This window comes from Pararhodobacter zhoushanensis, assembly GCF_025949695.1.
Taxonomy (GTDB): Bacteria; Pseudomonadota; Alphaproteobacteria; order Rhodobacterales; family Rhodobacteraceae; genus Pararhodobacter; species Pararhodobacter zhoushanensis_A.
Window position 1 is genome coordinate 931,782 of the sequence record NZ_JAPDFL010000001.1, and the last position, 19,247, is coordinate 951,028.

Consider the following 19,247-nt stretch of genomic DNA (forward strand, 5'->3'; position numbering starts at 1 on the left):
GTCGGTCATGAAACGAGTGCGCATCGTCGCCATTGCCGCCGTCGCCCTCGGGGCGGCTGTCACGGCGGGAACCAAATTCCAGCAATCGCGCGAGCTCTCTCTCGCTGAACCTGCGGCGCCAAGCCTCACCTCGGCTTCTGTTGTGCCCGCGCCGACCGGGACCGCGCCGTCGCTCGCAGCGCTTTCTTCCGAGGCCCAGGCGCCCGTGGTTGCGCTTGCGCAGGCCCCTGAGGCCGCCGAGGCGCCTGCCCCTGCCGATGTACCCGCGATGCCCTCCCTGATGGGCGCACAGGCCCCCACGCAGGCCCCTGCCGCCCCTGTCATGGCTCAGGCTGGCGATCAGCCCGACATGGACCTGTCGCGCGCCAGTATCCTGCCCTCGATCGACGGCGCGCCAGCCCCGGTCGCCGCCGACACGCAATCTGACACGCAATCCTTCGCCGATACGCTGCCTGTGGCTGATACCGGCAACCCCGTTCAGCTGAGTGATCTGTCCCCCGCCCAGACGCCCGTGGTGGACGATGTGCTGCCGCTCGATCCCGAGCTGCAGGCCGAACTCGCCGCCTGTGCCGTCTGGCTGGTCGTGACCCCTGCGCCGGGCGCGATGCTGGATGCCAGCGTCTACGCCCCATGCGACAACGGCGCGGCTGTTTCGGTCACCCACGCCGGGTTGTCCTTCGACAGCCGTGTGGGCGATGACGGACAGATGATGCTGCAACTTCCCGCCCTGTCGTCAGACGCGACGGTGAGCGTCAGTTTCGCCGACGGTCGCGTGCAGACCGATATGACCACCGTGCCGGATCTGGCCTCGATCGAGCGCGTTGTGTTGCAGTGGCAGGGTCCGGCGATGCTGGTGCTGAACGCCTATGAGTTCGGCGCGGCCTATGGCGACCCGGGTCATGTCAACGCAAACGCCCCGCGCGAACCGGGTGTGCCGGATCAGGGCTTCATGACCGTTCTGGGCGATCCCGATATCGAGGGCGCGCATCTGGCGCAGGTCTATTCCTATCCGCGCGGGGAAACGCCGCGCACGGGTCAGGTGTCGCTTGAAATCGAAGCGCCGATCACCCCCAACAGTTGCGGCCAGACGCTTCAGGCCAATACGGTTGAACTGCACGGTACGGCCTCGGCCCAGGTGCGCCAGGTTCAGATCACCATGCCTGATTGCGACGGGACGGGCGGCTTTATCGTGCTGCCCGGTGTCTTGCCTGAGCTGGAGATCGCGCTGAACTGACCCGGCGGGCTGTCGCCCCGATGATCGACTGACACCTGCACCAAGGCTCGGCGTTTTGCGCCGGGCCTTTCGCATTGGCAAGGGGGCTAGAGGCACGACGCACCCGCGCTGGATTACAGCAACCCCTCTGCCTTGAAGCTGAACTCGCGCGATTTGCCGATGATCAGGTGATCGTGCAGCACCAGTGACAGGGCCTCGGCCCCGGTACGGATGCAGTCGGTCAGGGCGATATCCTGCGCGCTTGGCGTGGGGTCGCCCGACGGATGGTTGTGCACCAGAATCAACGCCGAGGCGTCCAGATCCAGCGCCCGGCGCAGCACCTCGCGCGGGTAGAGCGGCACATGATCGACGGTGCCGCGCCCTTGCTCCTCATCCGCTATCAGGCAGTTCTTGCGGTCCAGATAGAGCACGCGCACATGTTCGACCGGGTGATGCGCCATGGTGGTGTGGCAATAGTCGAGCAAGGCGTCCCAAGAGGAAATCACCGGGCGATTCAGCAGCTTGGCGCGGGCGAGGCGGATCGCCGCGGCTTCGGCCAGTTTCAGCGCGACCAGCACGCAGTCGCCGACACCGTCGACTTTCAGCAACTGCGCTTGCTGCGCGGTAATCACGCCCGCCAGCCCGCCGAAACGGTCAATCAGGGTGCGGGCGAGCGGTTTGACATCGCCGCGCGGGATTGCGCCGAAAAGGATCAGTTCCAGCAGTTCATAGTCGGGGATTGCCGCGGCCCCGCCTTCAAGGAACCGGGCGCGCAGGCGCTTGCGGTGGTCCTTGATGTACGAGGGAAGCCTGCCAGGGTTCACCGGCTCGGGCGCGGTGAACAGGGGGAGCGGTGGCTCTGACAAGGAGGCGGGGCGCGACATGGGCTCAGCCTGCAGTGATTCTGGTTGAAGAAGGGTTAAAGCGAAACGGCGGTCCGAAGGGGGCCGCCGTTTTGGGATCGTGTACGCTTGGATGTGGAACAGGCCCTCGGCAGGGGCCTCGGGCGTGAGCCGCTAAAATCGCTCCACCGGAGCGATTTTACCCTGCCCGCTCGCGGGCAGGGTCGCGGCTCACCCCTTCATTCCATCCCAAAAGCTCTTCACCTTGGTGAAGAAACTGCTGCCCTCGGGGTGGTTGTCCTGCGACAGCCCCTCGAACTCGCGCAGCAGCTCTTTTTGCCGCGAGGTCAGGTTCACCGGCGTCTCGACGCTCAACTCGATCATCATGTCGCCCGACCCGCCACCGCGCAGCGCGGGCATACCCTTGGCGCGCAGACGCATCTGCTTGCCCGCCTGCGAGCCCGCAGGCACCTTCACCCGGCTGCGGCCACCGTCGATGGTCGGCACCTCGACCTCGCCGCCCAGAGCGGCTGTGGTGAAGCTGACGGGCACCCGGCAATGCAGGTCCAGTCCGTCGCGCAGGAAGATCGGGTGCTCGCGCACTTCGATGAAGATATAAAGATCGCCCGCAGGACCGCCGCGCAGCCCGGCCTCGCCTTCGCCGGTCAGGCGAATGCGCGTGCCGGTTTCGACGCCGGCGGGGATGTTGACGCTGAGCTGGCGCTCTTTCTCGACCCGGCCTGCGCCTTTGCAGACCTTGCACGGGTTCTTGACGATCTGACCGAGTCCACCACAGGTCGGGCAGGTCCGCTCGACCGTGAAGAAACCCTGCTGCGCACGGACCTTGCCCATGCCCGAACAGGTCGGGCAGGTCACCGGCTCGGCGCCACCTTCAGCCCCGGTCCCGCTGCATTCATCGCAGGCAGACAGGGTCGGAACGCGGATCGACTTTTGCGAACCGCTGAAGGCTTCTTCCAGCGTTATCCGCAGGTTATAGCGCAGGTCGCTGCCACGGCTGGCACGTTGACGCGCACCGCCGGCGTTGCGACCGCCCATGAAATCGCCGAACAGATCCTCGAACACATCCGAGAAGCTGGACCCGAAGTCACCGCCGCCGCCACCGGGACGAGCGCCCCGTTGCTGCCCCATGCCACCCTCGAAGGCCGCATGACCGTAGCGGTCATAGGCCGCCTTCTTATCGGCGTCCTTGAGCACTTCGTAGGCTTCGTTCACTTCCTTGAACTGCGCTTCCGAGGTGGGATCGTCTTTGTTGCGGTCGGGGTGAAGTTCTTTGGCCTTGGTGCGATAGGCTTTCTTCAGCTCTTCAGCCGAGGCGCCTTTGGACGCACCCAGAACATCGTAATAATCGCGCTTGGCCATCCATGGACCTCACTTTCAAAGGCAGGGCCCCGGTCCGGCGTTGCCGGCCGGGGCCCCTTGGATCACCGAGCGTCAGTCGCGACGCTTGTTGTTGTCGAGGTCCTCGAAGTCGGCATCGACGATGTCGTCATCGACCGGGCGCGGCTCGTCGTCAGCTGAGGCTTCTTCACCCTCAGAGGCTTCCTGCTGCGCCTTGTAGATCGCCTCACCCAGCTTCATCGACGCGTCGCGGACGTTGTTGATGCCCGATTTGATCTTGTCGGGATCGTTGCCGTCCAGCGTGTCTTTCAGCGCCGCAATCGACAGCTCGATGGCTTCGACCGTGGTCGGATCGACCTTGTCCTTGTATTCGACCAGCGATTTCTCGGTCGAATGGATAAGGCTTTCCGCCTGGTTCTTGGCCTCGACCAGCTCTTTGCGGGCCTTGTCGGCGTCGGCGTTCTCTTCGGCGTCCTTGACCATCTTTTCGATGTCGGCATCCGACAGACCGCCCGAAGCCTGGATCGTGATCCGTTGCTCTTTGGCGGTGGCCTTGTCGCGGGCCGAGACGTTGACGATGCCGTTGGCGTCGATGTCGAAGGTCACTTCGATCTGCGGCAGGCCGCGCGGTGCGGGCGGGATGCCTTCCAGATTGAACTGGCCAAGGACCTTGTTGTCCGCCGCCATCTCACGCTCGCCCTGGAACACGCGGATGGTCACCGCGTTCTGATTGTCCTCGGCGGTCGAGAAGACCTGCGATTTCTTGGTCGGGATCGTCGTGTTGCGGTCGATCAGGCGGGTGAACACGCCGCCCAGCGTCTCGATGCCCAGCGACAGCGGCGTCACGTCGAGCAGCACCACGTCCTTGACGTCGCCTTGCAGAACGCCGGCCTGAATGGCGGCACCCAGGGCCACAACCTCATCCGGGTTCACACCCTTATGCGGCTCTTTGCCGAAGAACTTGGTGACTTCCTCAACCACGCGCGGCATGCGGGTCATCCCGCCGACCAGAACCACCTCGTCGATGTCGCCTTTGGTCAGACCGGCGTCTTTCAGCGCCTGCTGGCAGGGCTTCATCGACTTGACGATCAGATCACCGACCAGGCTTTCCAGCTTGGCGCGGGTCAGCTTCATCACCAGGTGCAGCGGCTGGCCGCTGTTCTTGTCCATCGAGATGAACGGCTGGTTGATTTCGGTCTGCTGGCTCGACGACAGCTCGATCTTGGCCTTTTCGGCGGCTTCCTTCAGACGCTGCAGCGCCATCTTGTCCTTGGTCAGATCGGCGCCGTGCTCTTTCTTGAACTCGTCGGCCAGATACTGAACGATGCGCATGTCGAAGTCTTCGCCGCCGAGGAACGTGTCCCCGTTGGTCGATTTCACTTCGAACAGGCCATCGTCGATCTCAAGGATCGTGATGTCGAACGTACCGCCGCCAAGGTCATAGACCGCGATGGTCTGCGATTGCTTCTTGTCCAGACCGTAGGCCAGCGCGGCAGCCGTCGGCTCGTTGATGATGCGCAGCACTTCCAGACCGGCGATCTTGCCCGCGTCCTTGGTGGCCTGACGCTGAGCGTCGTTGAAATACGCCGGAACGGTGATCACGGCCTGCGTGACGCTTTCGCCCAGATACGATTCAGCGGTTTCTTTCATCTTTTGCAGGATGAAGGCACTGATCTGCGAGGGCGAGTATTTCTCACCGCGCACTTCAACCCATGCGTCGCCATTGCCACCGTCGGCAATGGTGTAGGGGACAAGGTTCTTGTCCTTCTCGACGGCGGCGTCGCCCAGACGGCGGCCGATCAGGCGCTTGACGGCGAAAACGGTGTTGGTGGGGTTGGTGACGGCCTGCCGCTTGGCGGGCTGGCCGACGAGACGTTCACTTTCGGTAAAACCGACGATCGACGGCGTGGTGCGCGCGCCTTCTGCGTTCTCGATCACGCGAGGCTGCGAGCCTTCCATGATGGCCACGCAGCTGTTCGTCGTCCCGAGGTCAATCCCGATGACTTTAGCCATGATGCTTCCTCTTTCCTTCGGCGATGTTGTGGAGAGGCGATCCTGTCAGGCTTCGCGTCCCCGATCCCTGAACCGGGCCACCCACAAGGGCAATGTCCCGGCTTCGAAGGGCTATATAGGGAGGGGTAGAAGGGCCTGCAAGCGCCCGCGGTACGCCAATTTCACATCAGGTTCATGCTTCAGCCGGTGAATTGCGCGATCACCAGCGGAACGGTGAGCACACTCAGCGCCGTCGAGATCAGGATCGAGGCCGACACCCGCGCCACGGCGACCCCATAGTGTTGCGCAAGGATATACACATTGCCCGCTACCGGCAGTGCGGCGGCGCTGATCAGCACCCCCGCCGCGAAGGGGTCGACGTGGAAAATCCACAGCGCAGCGAAGCCCACGGCTGCTGGATGTAGCACCAGTTTGGCGAAGCTCAGCCATCCGGCAACGGTCAACCGCTCGGCCCGTTTGCCGGTCAGCGACGCGCCAATGGCGAACAGCGCGCCGGGCGTGGCTGCGGCACCCAGCAGGGCAGTGGTGGCCGCGATGGGGCCGGGCAGGGGAAAGCCGGTGGCGGACCACAAGAGGCCTGCGGCCATGGCCACGACCATCGGGTTTTTCGCAAGGCCAATCAGGATGATACGCGGCAGCGCCGGTGACACGCGCCCCTCTCGCCCCAGCGTGATCACGACGGTCAGCAGGCTGGAGAAAACGATCAGGTCGATGGACAGCACCAGCAGCACCGTGCCCGCGGCTTCAGGCCCCAAGAGCAGCACCAGCATCGGCACGCCCAGAAACCCGGTGTTGCCGATGATGGCGGTCTGCGCTTCCATCACCGCCTCGGGCAGCGGGCGCAGGCGGATGAAGGCGACGGCCAGCGCGATGAGGTACACGACCCCGCAGCCCCACAGATAGGCGGCCGCCGCGCGCGGATCGAAAATGTCGCCGATCGACATGCTGGCCGAGAAGCCCAGCAGCAATGCCGACAAGGCAAAATAAAACACGAACTTGGTCAGCCAAGCCGTGGCCTCGGGCGGGAAAAAACCACTGCGGCCCGCGCCATAGCCCAGGCCGATCACGGCAAAGAACGGAAGGGTCTGCGAAAAGACGGCGAGCATGGCGCTCCGATCTTTGGGCCCGGCCCGCCCGGTCAGGGGCGGGCCAGAGCCGGTGTCAGTACAAGATCGACGGCAGCCAGGTCACCAGACCGGGGAACACGAACAACACGGCAATGGCGATGATCTGCAGGATCACGAAAGGCACGGCGCCCTTGTAGATCATCCCGGTGCTCACCGTCGCCGGTGCCACGCCGCGCAGATAGAACAGCGCAAAGCCAAAGGGTGGCGTCAGGAAACTGGTCTGCAGGTTCACCCCGATCATCACACCCAGCCAGATCGGATCGACGCCCAGCATCAGCAGGGTCGGCGCGGTGATCGGCAGGACGATGAAGATGATCTCGAACGTGTCCAGAATGAAGCCAAGGATGAACATCACCACCATGACGGCGATCATCGCGCCCAGAGCGCCGCCGGGAATGCCGGTCAGGAACTCGTGCACCAGATCGTCGCCGCCCATCTGACGGAACACGACCGAAAAGACCGACGCGCCAAACAGGATCACAAAGATCATCGCCGTGATCTTGGCGGTGCTGCGCACGGTTTCCAGAAAGATCGAGCGGTGCAGACGCCCGCGCAGCGTGGCCAGCAGGGTCGCGCCGACAGCCCCCACCGAGGCAGCCTCGGTCGGGGTGGCGACACCGCCAAGGATCGAGCCGAGCACGGCGACGATCAGCAGCAGCGGCGGCACCAGAGCCACGACGATTTCACGCGGCAGGCCCGCCCGCTCGGCGGCGGACATCGGGATAGCCGGGCAGCTTTGCGGATCGGTCCAGGCTTTGAACAGGATATAGACGATATAGACCACGACCAGCAGCAGGCCCGGAATGAACGCGCCCGCGAACAGATCGCCGACCGACACCGCACTGGGGGCAAAGTTGCCCATGCTCATCTGCGCCTGCGCGTGCATGCCCGCGATCATGTCGCCCATGAAGATCAGCACGGTCGAGGGCGGGATGATCTGACCCAGCGTGCCCGATGCACAGATCGTGCCGCAGGCCAGCTTGGGGTCATAGCCCGCCCGCATCATCGCGGGCAGCGAGATCAGGCCCATGGTGACCACCGTGGCCCCCACAACCCCGGTCGAGGCGGCCAGCAGCGCGCCCACCACGACAACCGAAATGCCCAGACCGCCGCGCAGGCTGCCGAACAGCTTGCCCATGGTGGACAGCAGTTGCTCGGCAATGTTCGAGCGTTCCAGCATCACGCCCATGAAGATGAACAGCGGCACCGCGACCAGCACTTCGTTGGTCATGTAGCCGGTATAGCGCCCGGCCAGCGCGCTGAAGTTCGACATGTCGAACACGCCCAGCCAGTTGCCCAGCAGGCCGAACAGGATCGAGGTGCCCGCCAGCGTAAAGGCGACGGGGAAACCCAGCATCAAGAAGCCGATGACGCCCAGAAACATCAGTCCGGCGAGGAGTTCACCAATGAGAACAGGATCCATGGGGGTCACTCCGACACAGGTTCATAGCGGTAGGCGGGCGGGACCAGATCTTCGCGACCGCGAACGATCAGGACCGAACGGATCAGCATCGACAGACCTTGCAAGGCGACGGTCACGGCAAAGACCAGAATGAAGCCCTTGACCAGATACAGCCCCGGTGCGCCGCCCGGATTGGCCGAGCCTTCGTGCAAGCCCCACGACCGCGCGACGAAGGTGTAGCAATAGGTCCAGACCACCCAGGTGAAGGGGAACAGGAAAATCAGCACCCCGGTCAGATCCATCCACGCCTTTTTCACGTTCGACGCCGGCCGGTAGAAGATATCCACCCGCACGTGGTCATTGGCATAAAGCGCATAGGCCGCGACCGAGCAGAACATCACGCCGTTCAGCCAAGGGTACAGGTCCTGCATCCAGAGTCGGGTGTTCGAAAACAGATAGCGTTCGACGACAACCCAGAAGCAAATGAGGACAATCGCCAGGGCGAGCCATGAAAAGACGTTGCCGATCAGCCGGTTTACACCGTTGATCGCACGCATGAGGGCGGACAGACCGTTCAAGGGGGCCTCCTGAGGTTTGCCTGTTACGGTCGAGGGCCCCGGTGCGATCTCTCGTTCCGGGGCCCTCGCAAGGCTGGCCTTTGCACCCGGATCGCTCCGGGTGCAAGAGCAAGGCTTAGCCCGGATCAGAGGTCCGAGTAGTCCATGAAGCGCGAGCGGGCCGTGGTGAACACCTGATCGGTGCCCTCGGTCCGGGTGCGCAGCAGGCGCACGGCGTCCAGGAAGCTCTGACCGACGCGGCTGGTCAGGTCGTCATCCGAGTTGATCACGCCGCCGAGCACTTCCTTGGCGGCATCGGCAGCTGCCTGCATGATGTCGTCGGGGAATTCCGAGTGCAGGATGACGCCGTGATCCTCGACCAGCGTGCGCAGGGCGCGCGGGTCGTTGGCGTAGAAGTCCGAGGCAACCTGATCATACTCGGCCTGCGCCACGTCCTTGACGATGGCCTGCAGGTTGGCGGGCAGGGCCTGATACTTGGCCTTGTCCACGACGATCTCGGTGGCCAGACCCGGCTCGTTGAACGACGAGGTATAGTAGTGCTGGCAGACCTGATAGAAGCCCAGCGCCAGATCGTTGTACGGGCCGACGAATTCGGCCGCGTCCAGCGCACCCGACTGCAGCGCCTGGAAGATCTCGCCGCCAGCCATGTTGGTGACCGACGCGCCCATGCGCTGCCAGACCTGACCGCCCAGACCCGGCGTGCGGAAGCGCATGCCCTGAATGTCGGCCAGCGAGGTCAGCTCGTTCTTGAACCAGCCGCCGGTCTGCGTGCCGGTGTCGCCCGACAGGAAGCCCTGAACGCCGAACTGGTCATAGACCTCGTCCCACAGTTCCTGACCGCCCAGATAGCGGACCCATGCCGTCAGCTCGCGCGAGGTCATGCCGAAAGGCACACCGGTGAAGAACGACAGCGCGGTGGACTTGTTTTGCCAGTAATAGGCAGCGCCGTGGCTCATCTCGGCGGTGCCGTCGATGACCGCGTCCAGCGATTGCAGCGCAGGCACCATCTCACCGGCCGAGAACACCTCGACGGTCAGCTGGCCATCCGACGCGGCGGTGATCCGGTCGGCAAGGCGCTGCGCGCCCACGCCCAGACCGGGGAAGTTGCGCGGCCACGTCGTGACCATGCGCCAGGTGATGCGGCCTTGCGCAATCGCGGGGGCTGCCAACGTGCTGGCTGCCGCAGCGGCGCCGCCGACAGTCGACGTCCGCAGGAATGAGCGACGATCCATGTAGTCCTCCCTAACTTGTAACATTTGGTCATATATCTTGACCAATAGATCAGTTTTATACACGGCTTTCACGCCATGCAAACCCGATTCTTGTGGCGCGCGGGCGTGCTTCGTCGGGTTCAGTCATCCTAACGCAAGGCTAAATGTGATCCAGAAGTTTCCGCGCCTTACGTTTGTGCGCGACGCCGCGTGCTGAGGCGCAAGTTCAAGAAATTCGCTGAAAAAATAATCGCCGCACCCAGAAACACCATCGGATCCAGCGTCTCGCCGTACAGCCAGACCCCGACCAGCGCGACGATGGGCAGCCGGGCGAATTCCATCGGTGCGACGATGGTCGCTGGGGCCAGCCCCAGCGCCGAGGTCAGCGAGAAATGCGCGGTCAGTCCGGTGACGGCGATCACCGCCAGCCACGGCAGCATGGCCATGCTGGGCAGCTGGAAACCCGTTGCCAGCATCAGCACCAGCGCCATGATCGTCTGGCTGGTCGTCATCCAGAACAACACGCACAACACCTGATCATGCAGCATGATCTTGCGGGTAAAGATCAGGTTTATCGCAAAGCCGATCGCTGCCAGAATCCCGGCCAGATGCCCCAGATGCAGCGGCTGCACGCCCGGCTGCGCCACCACCAGCACGCCGACAAAGCCGATCAGCGTCAGCACCATCTTCATGCCGGTCAGCCGCTCGCCCAGAAAGAACGGCGCCAGCAGCACCACCCAGATCGGGTTGGTGAATTCCAGCGCCACCAGCTGTGACAGCGGGATCAGCATCAACCCGTAGAACCACATGTTCTGGCCAAAGAAGTGGAACACATTGCGCGTGACATGCAGGCCCCAGTGCTGGGTGCGGATCAGCGACAGGTCGCCGGTGCGGATCTTGATGATCGCCACGACAATGAAGAACCCGATCAGCGAGCGCCAGAACATCAGCTCGAACGTGTTCAGCTCGACCTGCACGGCGCGCCCGGAAACCGCCATCAGGACAAAGGACACGATCGCCCCGCCCATCCACATCGCCGCCTTGAGCGGATTGGGTTGCGTCGTGTTCATGGTGTTAAATCCTCCCGGCGCGGCGCTGCGCCTTCCCGGTGACTGGATAGGCCCGGCAGGGCGACCAAGGCAAGCCCGCGCAACCCCGGCGCGACAGGACGCTGCGGCAAAACGCGGGGATGCGCGGCAGGCACCTCATTGATAGAAAGGCTCGGGTAACCGCAGCCGGAGACCCCGCGATGAACCGCCGCCAGTTTCTGATGACCTCGGGCCTCTTTGCCGCCGGGGGCTTGTCGGGCCTCGGGATGGCCAGCCGCGCGCAGGCCTCGCCGGTGACGCTGACGATCCAGAGCGCCCGCTTTGCACTTGAAGCCAACCCGACCGAGGGCATGGTCAGCCTGTCCCCCGACGCGCCGCCGCCCGTGTTGCGCTTGCGGCAGGGCCAGCCCTTTGTCGCCGATGTCACCAACACGCTGGACGACTACACGGCGATGCACTGGCACGGGCTGCGCCTCCCCAACGCAATGGACGGCGTGCCGTACCTGACCCAGATCCCGATGGGGCAGGGCGATACCTACCGCTATGAATTCACCCCGCCCGATGCGGGCACCTACTGGTATCACCCGCATTGCAACACCATGGCCCAGATGGCCCGTGGCCTGACCGGCGTGCTGATCGTGGACGAGGCCGAAGACCCCGGTTTCGATCTGGATCTGCCGGTGAACCTGCGCGACTGGCGGCTGGGCGAGGGCAGCCAGTTCATCGACCTGTTCACCGCGCGCGGTGCGGCGCGCGGCGGCACGCATGGCACGGTGATGACCGCCAACTGGGCGCAAGAGCCGGTCTATGACGCGCCCGCCGGGGGGCTGGTCCGCCTGCGGCTGGTTGCCACCGACACCACCCGCGTCTACCGGCTGCACCTGCCGGGGGCCGAGGGGCAGGTGATCGCTCTGGACGGTCACCCCTTGTTGGTCCCCGTCGCTTTCCCGACGGCAGAGGCACCCCTGATCCTCGGCCCCGGCCAACGCGCAGACCTTGCCATCCGCATGCCTGCCAGTGAGGGGCAGACCCTCACATTGTTCAACGACCAGCCCGGCGGATTGCGCACCCTGCTCACACTGCGCGCCACCGGTCCCGACAGCCGCCACGCGCTGGCCGATCTGCGCCCGCTGGCCCCCAACCCGCTGCCCCTGCCCGATCTGGCCAATGCCGAGGTGCTGGAATTCGTCTTCGGCTGGTCCCCCGGCGACGGCGCGGTGAACAACGGCTTCTGCGGCTCGCTGGGCTACACCTTCTGGTCGATCAACCGCGTCTCGTGGCCCGGCGATGCCGCCGACGGCGGCCCACTGGCCACGCTCGAACGCGGTCGCACCTATATCCTGCGCCTGCGCAACGAAAGCCCCAACGACCACCCGATCCACCTGCACGGCCTCGCCTTCCTGCCGCTGCGCTCGGACCGGCGCGAGATCGCCAGCAACTGGGTCGACACCGCCATGTTGCTGGAGCGCGAGACAATGGACGTTGCCCTCGTCGCCGACAATCCCGGCGACTGGGCGTTTCATTGTCATGTGATCGAGCACCAGAAAACCGGCCTGACCGGCTTTCTGCGCATCCCTTAGCGCGCGGCCAGCGGCACCCAGTCGCGCGGTGCCGCGCCGTCATACAGGGTCAGCGGCCGGATCAGGATATTCGAGCGCCGCTGCTCAAGGCATTGCGCCAACCAGCCGGGCATCCGCCCGATGGCGAAGATCGGCACATACAGATCCATCGGGATCTCGTGCAGCTGATAGATCACGCCCGAATAGAAATCGACGTTCACATTCAGCCCGTGGCGCGCATAGGGCGACATCGCCTCGACCACGGCCTGCAGGATCGCGTACCAGCCCGGCGCGCCCATCTCCTCGCCCAACTTGCGCACCCCTTCGCGCATGTGGCGCGCGCGTGGATCTTCGGCACGGTAGACGCGGTGGCCAAAGCCCGTCACCGGCTCTTTCGCCGCGCGCTTGGCGGCGACATAGGCGGCGGCGTTCTCGGGCTTGCCGATCTCGTGCACCATCTTCATCACGTCCTCAGCCGCCCCGCCATGCGCGGGACCGGCCAGCGTGCTCAGCGCCGTGACCATCGCGCCGTGCAGAGTGGCCTCGGTCCCCACCGTGACCCGCGCGGCAAAGGACGAGGCGTTCGAGCCATGCTCGGCATGCAGGATGAAATCCACATCCGCCAGCCGCTCCGCATCGGCGCTGGGCCGCGCGCCCTTGAGCATCCACAGCCAGTTCGCGGCGTGGCTCAGGCTCATGTCGGGAAGCACCGGCGTGCGCCCGTTGCGGATCGCCTCGTGCGCGGCGATGATCATCGGCACCTGCGCGGTCAGCCGGATGCCGTTGCGCAGGAACCCGGCCTCAGAGGCGTCGTGGCTGTCCGGCTCCAGTGCCGCCAGCGCCGAAACCGCGGTGCGCAGCACGTCCATCGGGTGACCATGCGCGGTGGCGCGGATGATGTCGAACACCGGCTCGGGCAGCACCCGCGCGGCTTTCAGTGCCGCGTCGAACTCGGCCAGCTGCGTGGCGTCGGGCAAGTCGCCGTGGATCAGCAGATAGCAGACCTCTTCAAACGTCGCTTGCGTGGCCAGATCATGGATCGAATAGCCGCGATAGGTCAGCGACCCGGCGCGCCCGTCGATGTCTGAAATCTGCGAGCGTTCAAAGTAAACGCCCTTCAGGCCGCGGTTGATCTTGACGGTGTCGGTCATATCGGCAGTCTCCCGGTGAACATGGCGTGGAGGATAAAATGAGCGTTCTGGATCAGGCCCTTGCCGCGGCGCGCGCCGGGCAGTTCCGCGTCGTGCTGCCCGAGATGGACGACCCGCGCATCGCGGATGCTGCGGCGCGGCTGCGGGCCGAAGGCTTGGCGCAGGTGGTGACGCTGGCCGATGCGCGCCCGGCCGAGGCCTATGTCGAACACCTGCTCGCCAACCGCCCCGGCCTGAAACCGGCGCTGGCGCTTCGGATGCTGGACAAACCCCTGATCCGCGCCGCCGCCATGGTCGCGGCGGGTGAGGCGGATACGATGGTCGCGGGGGCCGCCAATGCCACGCGCCGGGTGATCGAAGCGGCGGCGCTGGCCGTCGGCATGGCCGACGGCGTGCAGACCCCGTCCAGCTTTTTCCTGATGCTGCTGCCGGATGGCCGCGAACTGGTCTTTGCCGACTGCGGCGTCAACACCAGCCCCGATGCCGCGCAACTGGCCGACATCGCCCGCGCCAGCGCCGCCACAGCGCGCGGCCTTTTCGGCGAGGCGCGCGTGGCGCTGCTCAGCTATTCCACCGGCGCGTCGGGCGCAGGCCCGTCGGTCGAGACCGTCCGCGCGGCAGCTCAGGCCAGCGGCTTTCCCGGCCCCGTGCAGGCCGACGCTGCCCTTAACGCCAGCATCGCGGCCAAGAAGGGCTATGACGCGCCCCCGGCCAACACGCTGATCTTCCCCGATCTCAACTCGGGCAACATCGCCTATAAACTGATGCAGGAACTCGGTGGCGCGCAGGCGCTGGGCCCCTTCCTGCAAGGCTTCGCCAAACCGATTTGCGACCTGTCGCGGGGGGCAACCGTCGAGGATATCGTTGCCGCCACACTCGTCACCCTGACCATGGTTAACAAACCCTGACCGCGCGCCCTCATCTGTCTCTAAATATCCTGGGGGGTGAATTGGCCGCAGGCCAAGAGGGGGCGACGCCCCCCTGCGCCGGTCGCGCTCATAGCAACGCCCGCCCCAGCCCGATCACCGCCATCGCCATCAGCACACCGATGGTCAGTGTGCGAAACCGCGCCGGGTTCGCGCCGACGGCGCGGCGCGCGCCCCACCAGCTGCCCAGCAGCACCAGCGGCACCGACAATGCGGCGGCAATCACGGTCTCGCGGTCCAGCCGCCCGGCCAGCCCGAACTGGCCCATGGCCAACACGTTGAGCGTGATGAAATACGCCAGCAAGGTCGCGCGGAACACCAGCGGTGCCAGCCCCAGCGCCGCCGCCAGCGTCACCACCGGTGGCCCGGCCACGCCCGCCGGGGTCACCAGCCCTGACACGAAGCCCGCGCCGATGGTCATAGACGGCCCGGCGCGGCCCGGCAGCGTCCAGCCGCCCAGCATGACCAACGCCGCCAGCAGCACCATGCCACTGACCACCAGCCGCGCCATGTCGTCGTCGATCAGGCCGAGCAGCCAGATCCCCGGCACCAGCCCGACCGCCGCGCCGATGATCAGCCGGATCATCGTCGGCCAGTCCACATAGGGCCGTGCCGAGCGCCAGAGCGTTACGCCGATCAGCATGTCACCCAGCAGCCCGACGGGCACCAAGGGCACCGGATTGGTAACCAGCGCGCCCGCCGCGACCAGCAGCACCGGATAGCCAAAGCCCGAGAACCCGCGCACGAAGGCGGCGATGAAAACGACCGCTGCCATGAAGGCAGCGGTCCCGGGGCTCAAGCCGAACGGCAGGATCATCGCGTTTGCGGCCGCATATCCGCCGGGTCGATCCCCGCCACCACCACCGGCTTTTTCATCGCGTCGCGGCGGAACGGCTCGCCCAGTTCCTGATTGATCAGCGCCTCGATCAGCGTGGTCTTACCGTGGGTCATCTGATCGTCCACCGCCTTGGCCAGCGCCGCCGTCAGTTCGTCCATCGTCCGGGCCTGCACGCCTTGCAGCCCGCAGGCCTGCGCGATGCCCGCATAGCTCACACCCTCGTCCAGCTCGGTGCCGACGAAATTGTCATCGTACCATAGGGTCGAGTTGCGCTTTTCCGCACCCCATTGGTAGTTGCGGAAGACCACCATGGTGATCGCGGGCCACTCAGGCCGCCCAATCGCCGTCAGTTCCGTCACCGCGATGCCGAACGCGCCGTCCCCGGCAAAGCCGACGACCGGCACATCGGGGCAGCCGATCTTGGCACCGACGATGGAGGGCAGGCCATAGCCACAGGGCCCGAACAGACCCGGCGCCAGATATTTTCGCCCCTCGTCAAAGCTGGGATAGGCGTTGCCAATGGCGCAGTTGTTGCCGATGTCGGACGAGATGATCGCCTCTTTCGGCAGCGCCGACTGGATCGCGCGCCACGCCATGCGCGGGCTCATCCACTCGGGCTTGGCGTCGCGGGCGCGCTGGTTCCAGCTGGTGCCGACGTCGTCATCCTCATGGTCCATCGAAGCCAGTTGCTGCGCCCAGGCCGATTTCTTCTGCCCGATGGCCGCTTTGCGGTCTGCGCGCCCCGCATCGCCCGCGTGATCGCCCAGTTGTGCAAGGATTTCACTGGCCACCGCCTTGGCGTCGCCGACAATGCCCACGGCGACCTTCTTGGTCAGGCCGATCCGGTCGGGGTTGATGTCGACCTGAATGATCTTCGCGTCTTTGGGCCAGTAATCCATCCCGTACCCCGGCAGGGTCGAGAACGGGTTGAGCCGGGTGCCAAGGCACAGCACCACATCGGCCTGCGCGATCAGTTCCATGCCCGCCTTGCTGCCGTTATAGCCCAAGGGCCCCGCGAACAGCGGATGCGAGCCGGGGAAGGCGTCGTTGTGCTGGTAGCCGACGCAAACCGGCGCATCCAGCCGCTCGGCCAGCGCCATCGAGGCCGGGATCGCCCCGCCCAGCACCACGCCCGCGCCGTTCAGGATCACCGGGAATTTCGCATCCGACAGCAGTTTGGCGGCTTGCGCGACAGCCGAGGCACCCCCGGCAGGCCGTTCAAATTCCACCACGGCGGGCAGCTCGATGTCGATCACCTGCGTCCAGTAATCGCGCGGGATGTTGATCTGCGCCGGGGCGGAATGGCGGTGCGCGTTCAGGATCACCCGGTTGAGCACCTCGGCGATGCGCGACGGATCGCGGACCTCTTCCTGATAGGCGACCATGTCCTTGAACAGCGCCATCTGCTCGACTTCCTGAAAGCCACCCTGTCCGATGGTCTTGTTGGCCGCCTGCGGGGTGATCAGCAGCAGCGGCGAATGGTTCCAGTAGGCGGTTTTCACCGCCGTCACGAAATTGGTGATCCCCGGCCCGTTCTGCGCGATCATCATGCTCATCTTGCCCGAGGCGCGGGTATAGCCATCGGCCATCATCCCGCCCGACCCTTCATGCGCGCAGTCCCAGAAGGTGATCCCGGCGCGGGGGAACAGGTCGGAAATCGGCATGAACGCCGAACCGATGATGCCAAAGGCATGTTCGATCCCGTGGCGCTGGAGCACTTTGACAAAGGCTTCCTCGGTGGTCATTCGCATCGGTATGGTCCTTGAAACAAAAAACGCAGCGCAGCGTCGGTTAACGGTCACACTGCGGGAAGGCAGGGGTAAAGGTTAGGGCCAGCCGGGGGCGATGAATAGAGCCAGAATGCGGAAGCTGGTGGTTCTCTTGGCAAGGGGGCTTTGCTATCCCTAAAGGATGAAGCAACCCGCCCCCTCGTACATCCTGTGCACCGCGCCGCGCAGCGGCAGCACGCTCCTGTGCAGCCTGCTGGCCGCCAGCGGGGTCGCCGGTGCGCCTGAGTCGTATTTTCACGGGCCGTTGGTGTCGGATTGGGCGGCAGAGGTGGGGCTGAGCCTGCGCCCCAGTGACGACAGCCTGCCCACCCTGCGCACTGTCTTTGCCGCGATTCTGCGCGAGGGAACGGCTGGCACCGGCGTCTTCGGCCTGCGCCTGCAACGCGGCAGCGTGGACACGGCCATGGCCCAACTGGACCGCCTTTTCCCCGGTCACGCCACCGATGCCGCCCGCCTCAACGCGGCCTTCGGCGCGCCGCGCTACGTGCATTTGCGCCGTTCCGATACGCTGGGGCAGGCGATCTCGCGCGTGCGGGCCGAGCAGACCGGGCTCTGGCACCGCGCAGCGGATGGATCGGAGCTGGAGCGCCTCGCCCCGCCCGCCGCGCCGGTCTATGACCGCGCCCGGATCGCCGCCGCGCTGGCCGAGGGCGAGCGGCTGACTGCGGAATGGGACGACTGGTTCGCGCAGCAGGGCATTGTGCCCCTGCGCGTGAGCTATGAAGACCTCTCCGCCGATCCGCAGGCCACCCTTGCCCGCGTGCTTGGCCACATCGGCCAGAACGCCGCCCGCGCGCGCGGCGTCGCGCCGGGCACCGCGCAGCTTGCCGATGCCGTCAGCGACGACTGGCGCGCGCGGTTTCTGGCAGGCTAACTTGGCGCTTGACCTAGAGTGCGCTCGAACCCGTATCTGTACCGGCGTCGAGACGAAAGACAGACGCATGAAGATTGCCGACCTTGCCAGACGCACAGACCTCAGTGTCCACACGATCCGCTATTACGAGCGGATCGGGCTGTTGCCCTATGCCGACCGCGATGCCTCGGGGCACCGCGATTATGACGCCGAGATCCTGACGTGGATCACGTTCCTGTCGCGGCTCAAGACCACCGGCATGCCGATCCGCGAGATGCTGCGCTACGCGGCCCTGCGTGAAGAAGGCCCGCACACCGGCCCGCAACGCCGCGCGCTGCTGGAGGCGCACCGTGACGCAGTGCGCGCCCGGCTGGCTGAGCTGCAAACCTGTCTCACGGTCCTCGATGCCAAGATCGGCGGCTATGCCGAGGATGAAGAGAGGCTGAAAATCTATGACCCATCAACCACAAACCCGCCTTGAACGCGGCACGCAGGCGCTGGCGCAGATCGACGGCGAAGCCGGTGAGGCGGTGATCGCTTCGCTGGCCGACATCGCCCCTGACTTTGCCACGCTGCTGCTGGAGTTCCCCTTTGGCGACATCTACACCCGCCCCGGTCTGGACCTGCGCGCGCGTGAGGTTGCCACCATTGCAGCCCTCGCCGCGATGGGCACGGCGCAACCGCAGCTCAAGGTGCATATCGCGGCGGGGCTGAATGTCGGCCTGACCCGCGACGAGATTGTCGAGATCCTGATGCAGATGGCGGTTTACGCCGGCTTTCCCGCCGCGCTGAACGGACTTTTCGCCGCGAAAGAGGTGTTTGCGCAGCGCGACGCGGCCTAGACGAACTGGAACTGCCCGGTTTCCCGCCATGCCCGGAAATAGGCAAAGGCGGGAAATTCCGGCGGGCTGAAGCTGGCCTTATCGATGGCCTCGGGCGCGACGAAGCGGAACGCATCCGCCTCGCCGTCGTTCGAGCCGATCACCGTCCCCGCCGCCAGCCGCGCTGTGGCCAGCACCGAGACATTCTGGATCTGGTCGCCATTGGGGTAGGTGTAGCACTCAACGGCGGGGTTCGAGGACAGGCCGAACACCTGCACATCCTCGAGCGTGGCGTTGGTCTCTTCCTTGGCCTCGCGGTGGATCGCGTCCATCAGCGACTCGCCCAGTTCCAGCGAGCCGGCGGGCAGGCCCCAGTCGCCGGTATCGCTGCGTTTCAGGATCAGGATGCGGCCCTCGGCGTCCTCGATCAGCACGCGCACGCCGATCACCAGCAGCGGGCGGCTGCCGACATGGGCGCGCAACTGGCCCAGATAGCTTTCTGCAAAACTCAACGC

The 19,247-nt window shown here is 65.5% G+C and carries 18 protein-coding genes; 6 read left to right on the forward strand and 12 right to left on the reverse strand.

All coding sequences use genetic code 11. The annotated features are described in order from the left end of the window. The first annotated feature begins 7 nt into the window (after positions 1-7). Positions 8-1,234 (forward strand): hypothetical protein, encoded by a 1,227-nt coding sequence (locus OKW52_RS04615; protein WP_264504666.1) that lies wholly within the window; start codon positions 8-10, stop codon positions 1,232-1,234. 113 nt (positions 1,235-1,347) lie between these two features. Here OKW52_RS04615 and radC read toward each other — a convergent pair whose 3' ends face one another. The 8 genes from radC to OKW52_RS04655 form a co-directional block, all read right to left on the reverse strand. Then, the gene (radC, locus tag OKW52_RS04620) at positions 1,348-2,097 is read right to left on the reverse strand and encodes a RadC family protein (RefSeq protein WP_264504667.1); all 750 of its coding nucleotides are present in this window, start codon (positions 2,095-2,097) and stop codon (positions 1,348-1,350) included. Positions 2,098-2,286: 189 nt separating this feature from the next. Further along, positions 2,287-3,435: a molecular chaperone DnaJ gene (gene dnaJ / locus OKW52_RS04625; protein WP_264504668.1), complete on the reverse strand. Its 1,149-nt coding sequence runs from the start codon at positions 3,433-3,435 to the stop codon at positions 2,287-2,289. 72 nt (positions 3,436-3,507) lie between these two features. Next, positions 3,508-5,427, reverse strand: coding sequence for a molecular chaperone DnaK (gene dnaK, locus OKW52_RS04630; protein WP_264504669.1), 1,920 nt, complete (start codon positions 5,425-5,427; stop codon positions 3,508-3,510). A 179-nt stretch (positions 5,428-5,606) separates the two neighbouring features. After that, positions 5,607-6,533: an AEC family transporter gene (locus OKW52_RS04635; protein ID WP_264504670.1), complete on the reverse strand. Its 927-nt coding sequence runs from the start codon at positions 6,531-6,533 to the stop codon at positions 5,607-5,609. A 55-nt stretch (positions 6,534-6,588) separates the two neighbouring features. After that, the gene (locus OKW52_RS04640) at positions 6,589-7,977 is read right to left on the reverse strand and encodes a TRAP transporter large permease (RefSeq protein ID WP_264504671.1); all 1,389 of its coding nucleotides are present in this window, start codon (positions 7,975-7,977) and stop codon (positions 6,589-6,591) included. Between the two features lie 5 nt (positions 7,978-7,982). Further along, a complete protein-coding gene (locus OKW52_RS04645) occupies positions 7,983-8,534 on the reverse strand; it encodes a TRAP transporter small permease subunit (RefSeq protein WP_264504672.1) in 552 nt (183 codons plus the stop codon). Positions 8,535-8,659: 125 nt separating this feature from the next. Then, complete coding sequence (locus OKW52_RS04650; RefSeq protein ID WP_127108955.1) at positions 8,660-9,766, reverse strand: TRAP transporter substrate-binding protein; 1,107 nt, start codon at positions 9,764-9,766, stop codon at positions 8,660-8,662. Between the two features lie 167 nt (positions 9,767-9,933). Beyond that, entirely contained in the window at positions 9,934-10,815 is an 882-nt protein-coding gene (locus OKW52_RS04655; RefSeq protein ID WP_264504673.1) for a DMT family transporter, read from the reverse strand. Positions 10,816-10,994: 179 nt separating this feature from the next. Between OKW52_RS04655 and OKW52_RS04660 the strand changes: the two genes are divergently transcribed. Continuing rightward, entirely contained in the window at positions 10,995-12,374 is a 1,380-nt protein-coding gene (locus OKW52_RS04660) for a multicopper oxidase family protein (protein ID WP_264504674.1), read from the forward strand. On the opposite strand, the gene OKW52_RS04665 is transcribed toward OKW52_RS04660, so the two are convergent. After that, entirely contained in the window at positions 12,371-13,504 is a 1,134-nt protein-coding gene (locus OKW52_RS04665; protein ID WP_264504675.1) for a citrate/2-methylcitrate synthase, read from the reverse strand. The genes OKW52_RS04660 and OKW52_RS04665 overlap by 4 nt on opposite strands. Before the next feature lie 38 nt (positions 13,505-13,542). On the opposite strand from OKW52_RS04665, the gene OKW52_RS04670 reads away from it, so the two are divergent. Then, the gene (locus OKW52_RS04670) at positions 13,543-14,412 is read left to right on the forward strand and encodes a phosphate acyltransferase (protein WP_264504676.1); all 870 of its coding nucleotides are present in this window, start codon (positions 13,543-13,545) and stop codon (positions 14,410-14,412) included. A gap of 88 nt (positions 14,413-14,500) precedes the next feature. On the opposite strand, the gene OKW52_RS04675 is transcribed toward OKW52_RS04670, so the two are convergent. Together OKW52_RS04675 and xsc are read right to left on the reverse strand one after the other, a co-directional pair. Next, the gene (locus tag OKW52_RS04675; protein WP_264504677.1) at positions 14,501-15,205 is read right to left on the reverse strand and encodes a sulfite exporter TauE/SafE family protein; all 705 of its coding nucleotides are present in this window, start codon (positions 15,203-15,205) and stop codon (positions 14,501-14,503) included. 38 nt (positions 15,206-15,243) lie between these two features. Further along, a complete protein-coding gene (xsc, locus tag OKW52_RS04680; RefSeq protein WP_264504678.1) occupies positions 15,244-17,019 on the reverse strand; it encodes a sulfoacetaldehyde acetyltransferase in 1,776 nt (591 codons plus the stop codon). A 160-nt stretch (positions 17,020-17,179) separates the two neighbouring features. Here xsc and OKW52_RS04685 point away from each other — a divergent pair, with 160 nt between their 5' ends. The 3 genes from OKW52_RS04685 (at position 17,180) to OKW52_RS04695 (ending at position 18,753) form a co-directional block, all read left to right on the forward strand. Further along, positions 17,180-17,932, forward strand: a complete 753-nt coding sequence (locus OKW52_RS04685) for a Stf0 sulfotransferase family protein (RefSeq protein ID WP_264504679.1) — start codon at positions 17,180-17,182, stop codon at positions 17,930-17,932. Between the two features lie 67 nt (positions 17,933-17,999). After that, complete coding sequence (locus OKW52_RS04690; protein ID WP_264504680.1) at positions 18,000-18,392, forward strand: MerR family transcriptional regulator; 393 nt, start codon at positions 18,000-18,002, stop codon at positions 18,390-18,392. Then, entirely contained in the window at positions 18,364-18,753 is a 390-nt protein-coding gene (locus OKW52_RS04695) for a carboxymuconolactone decarboxylase family protein (RefSeq protein ID WP_264504681.1), read from the forward strand. The genes OKW52_RS04690 and OKW52_RS04695 overlap by 29 nt, the downstream gene beginning before the upstream one ends. Here the strand turns inward: OKW52_RS04695 and OKW52_RS04700 are convergent. Further along, positions 18,750-19,244 (reverse strand): NUDIX domain-containing protein, encoded by a 495-nt coding sequence (locus OKW52_RS04700; protein ID WP_264504682.1) that lies wholly within the window; start codon positions 19,242-19,244, stop codon positions 18,750-18,752. The genes OKW52_RS04695 and OKW52_RS04700 overlap by 4 nt on opposite strands. Between the last annotated feature and the right edge of the window lie 3 nt (positions 19,245-19,247).

Excerpts from the sequence above, each read along its gene's own strand:
- OKW52_RS04615 (WP_264504666.1), top strand. The coding sequence starts at position 8 with ATGAAACGAGTGCGCATCGTCGCCATTGCCGCCGTCGCCCTCGGGGCG.
- radC (WP_264504667.1), bottom strand. The coding sequence starts at position 2,097 with ATGTCGCGCCCCGCCTCCTTGTCAGAGCCACCGCTCCCCCTGTTCACC.
- dnaJ (WP_264504668.1), bottom strand. The coding sequence starts at position 3,435 with ATGGCCAAGCGCGATTATTACGATGTTCTGGGTGCGTCCAAAGGCGCC.
- dnaK (WP_264504669.1), bottom strand. The coding sequence starts at position 5,427 with ATGGCTAAAGTCATCGGGATTGACCTCGGGACGACGAACAGCTGCGTG.
- OKW52_RS04635 (WP_264504670.1), bottom strand. The coding sequence starts at position 6,533 with ATGCTCGCCGTCTTTTCGCAGACCCTTCCGTTCTTTGCCGTGATCGGC.
- OKW52_RS04640 (WP_264504671.1), bottom strand. The coding sequence starts at position 7,977 with ATGGATCCTGTTCTCATTGGTGAACTCCTCGCCGGACTGATGTTTCTG.
- OKW52_RS04650 (WP_127108955.1), bottom strand. The coding sequence starts at position 9,766 with ATGGATCGTCGCTCATTCCTGCGGACGTCGACTGTCGGCGGCGCCGCT.
- OKW52_RS04655 (WP_264504673.1), bottom strand. The coding sequence starts at position 10,815 with ATGAACACGACGCAACCCAATCCGCTCAAGGCGGCGATGTGGATGGGC.
- OKW52_RS04660 (WP_264504674.1), top strand. The coding sequence starts at position 10,995 with ATGAACCGCCGCCAGTTTCTGATGACCTCGGGCCTCTTTGCCGCCGGG.
- OKW52_RS04665 (WP_264504675.1), bottom strand. The coding sequence starts at position 13,504 with ATGACCGACACCGTCAAGATCAACCGCGGCCTGAAGGGCGTTTACTTT.
- OKW52_RS04670 (WP_264504676.1), top strand. The coding sequence starts at position 13,543 with ATGAGCGTTCTGGATCAGGCCCTTGCCGCGGCGCGCGCCGGGCAGTTC.
- OKW52_RS04675 (WP_264504677.1), bottom strand. The coding sequence starts at position 15,205 with ATGGCAGCGGTCGTTTTCATCGCCGCCTTCGTGCGCGGGTTCTCGGGC.
- xsc (WP_264504678.1), bottom strand. The coding sequence starts at position 17,019 with ATGCGAATGACCACCGAGGAAGCCTTTGTCAAAGTGCTCCAGCGCCAC.
- OKW52_RS04685 (WP_264504679.1), top strand. The coding sequence starts at position 17,180 with ATGAAGCAACCCGCCCCCTCGTACATCCTGTGCACCGCGCCGCGCAGC.
- OKW52_RS04690 (WP_264504680.1), top strand. The coding sequence starts at position 18,000 with ATGAAGATTGCCGACCTTGCCAGACGCACAGACCTCAGTGTCCACACG.
- OKW52_RS04695 (WP_264504681.1), top strand. The coding sequence starts at position 18,364 with ATGACCCATCAACCACAAACCCGCCTTGAACGCGGCACGCAGGCGCTG.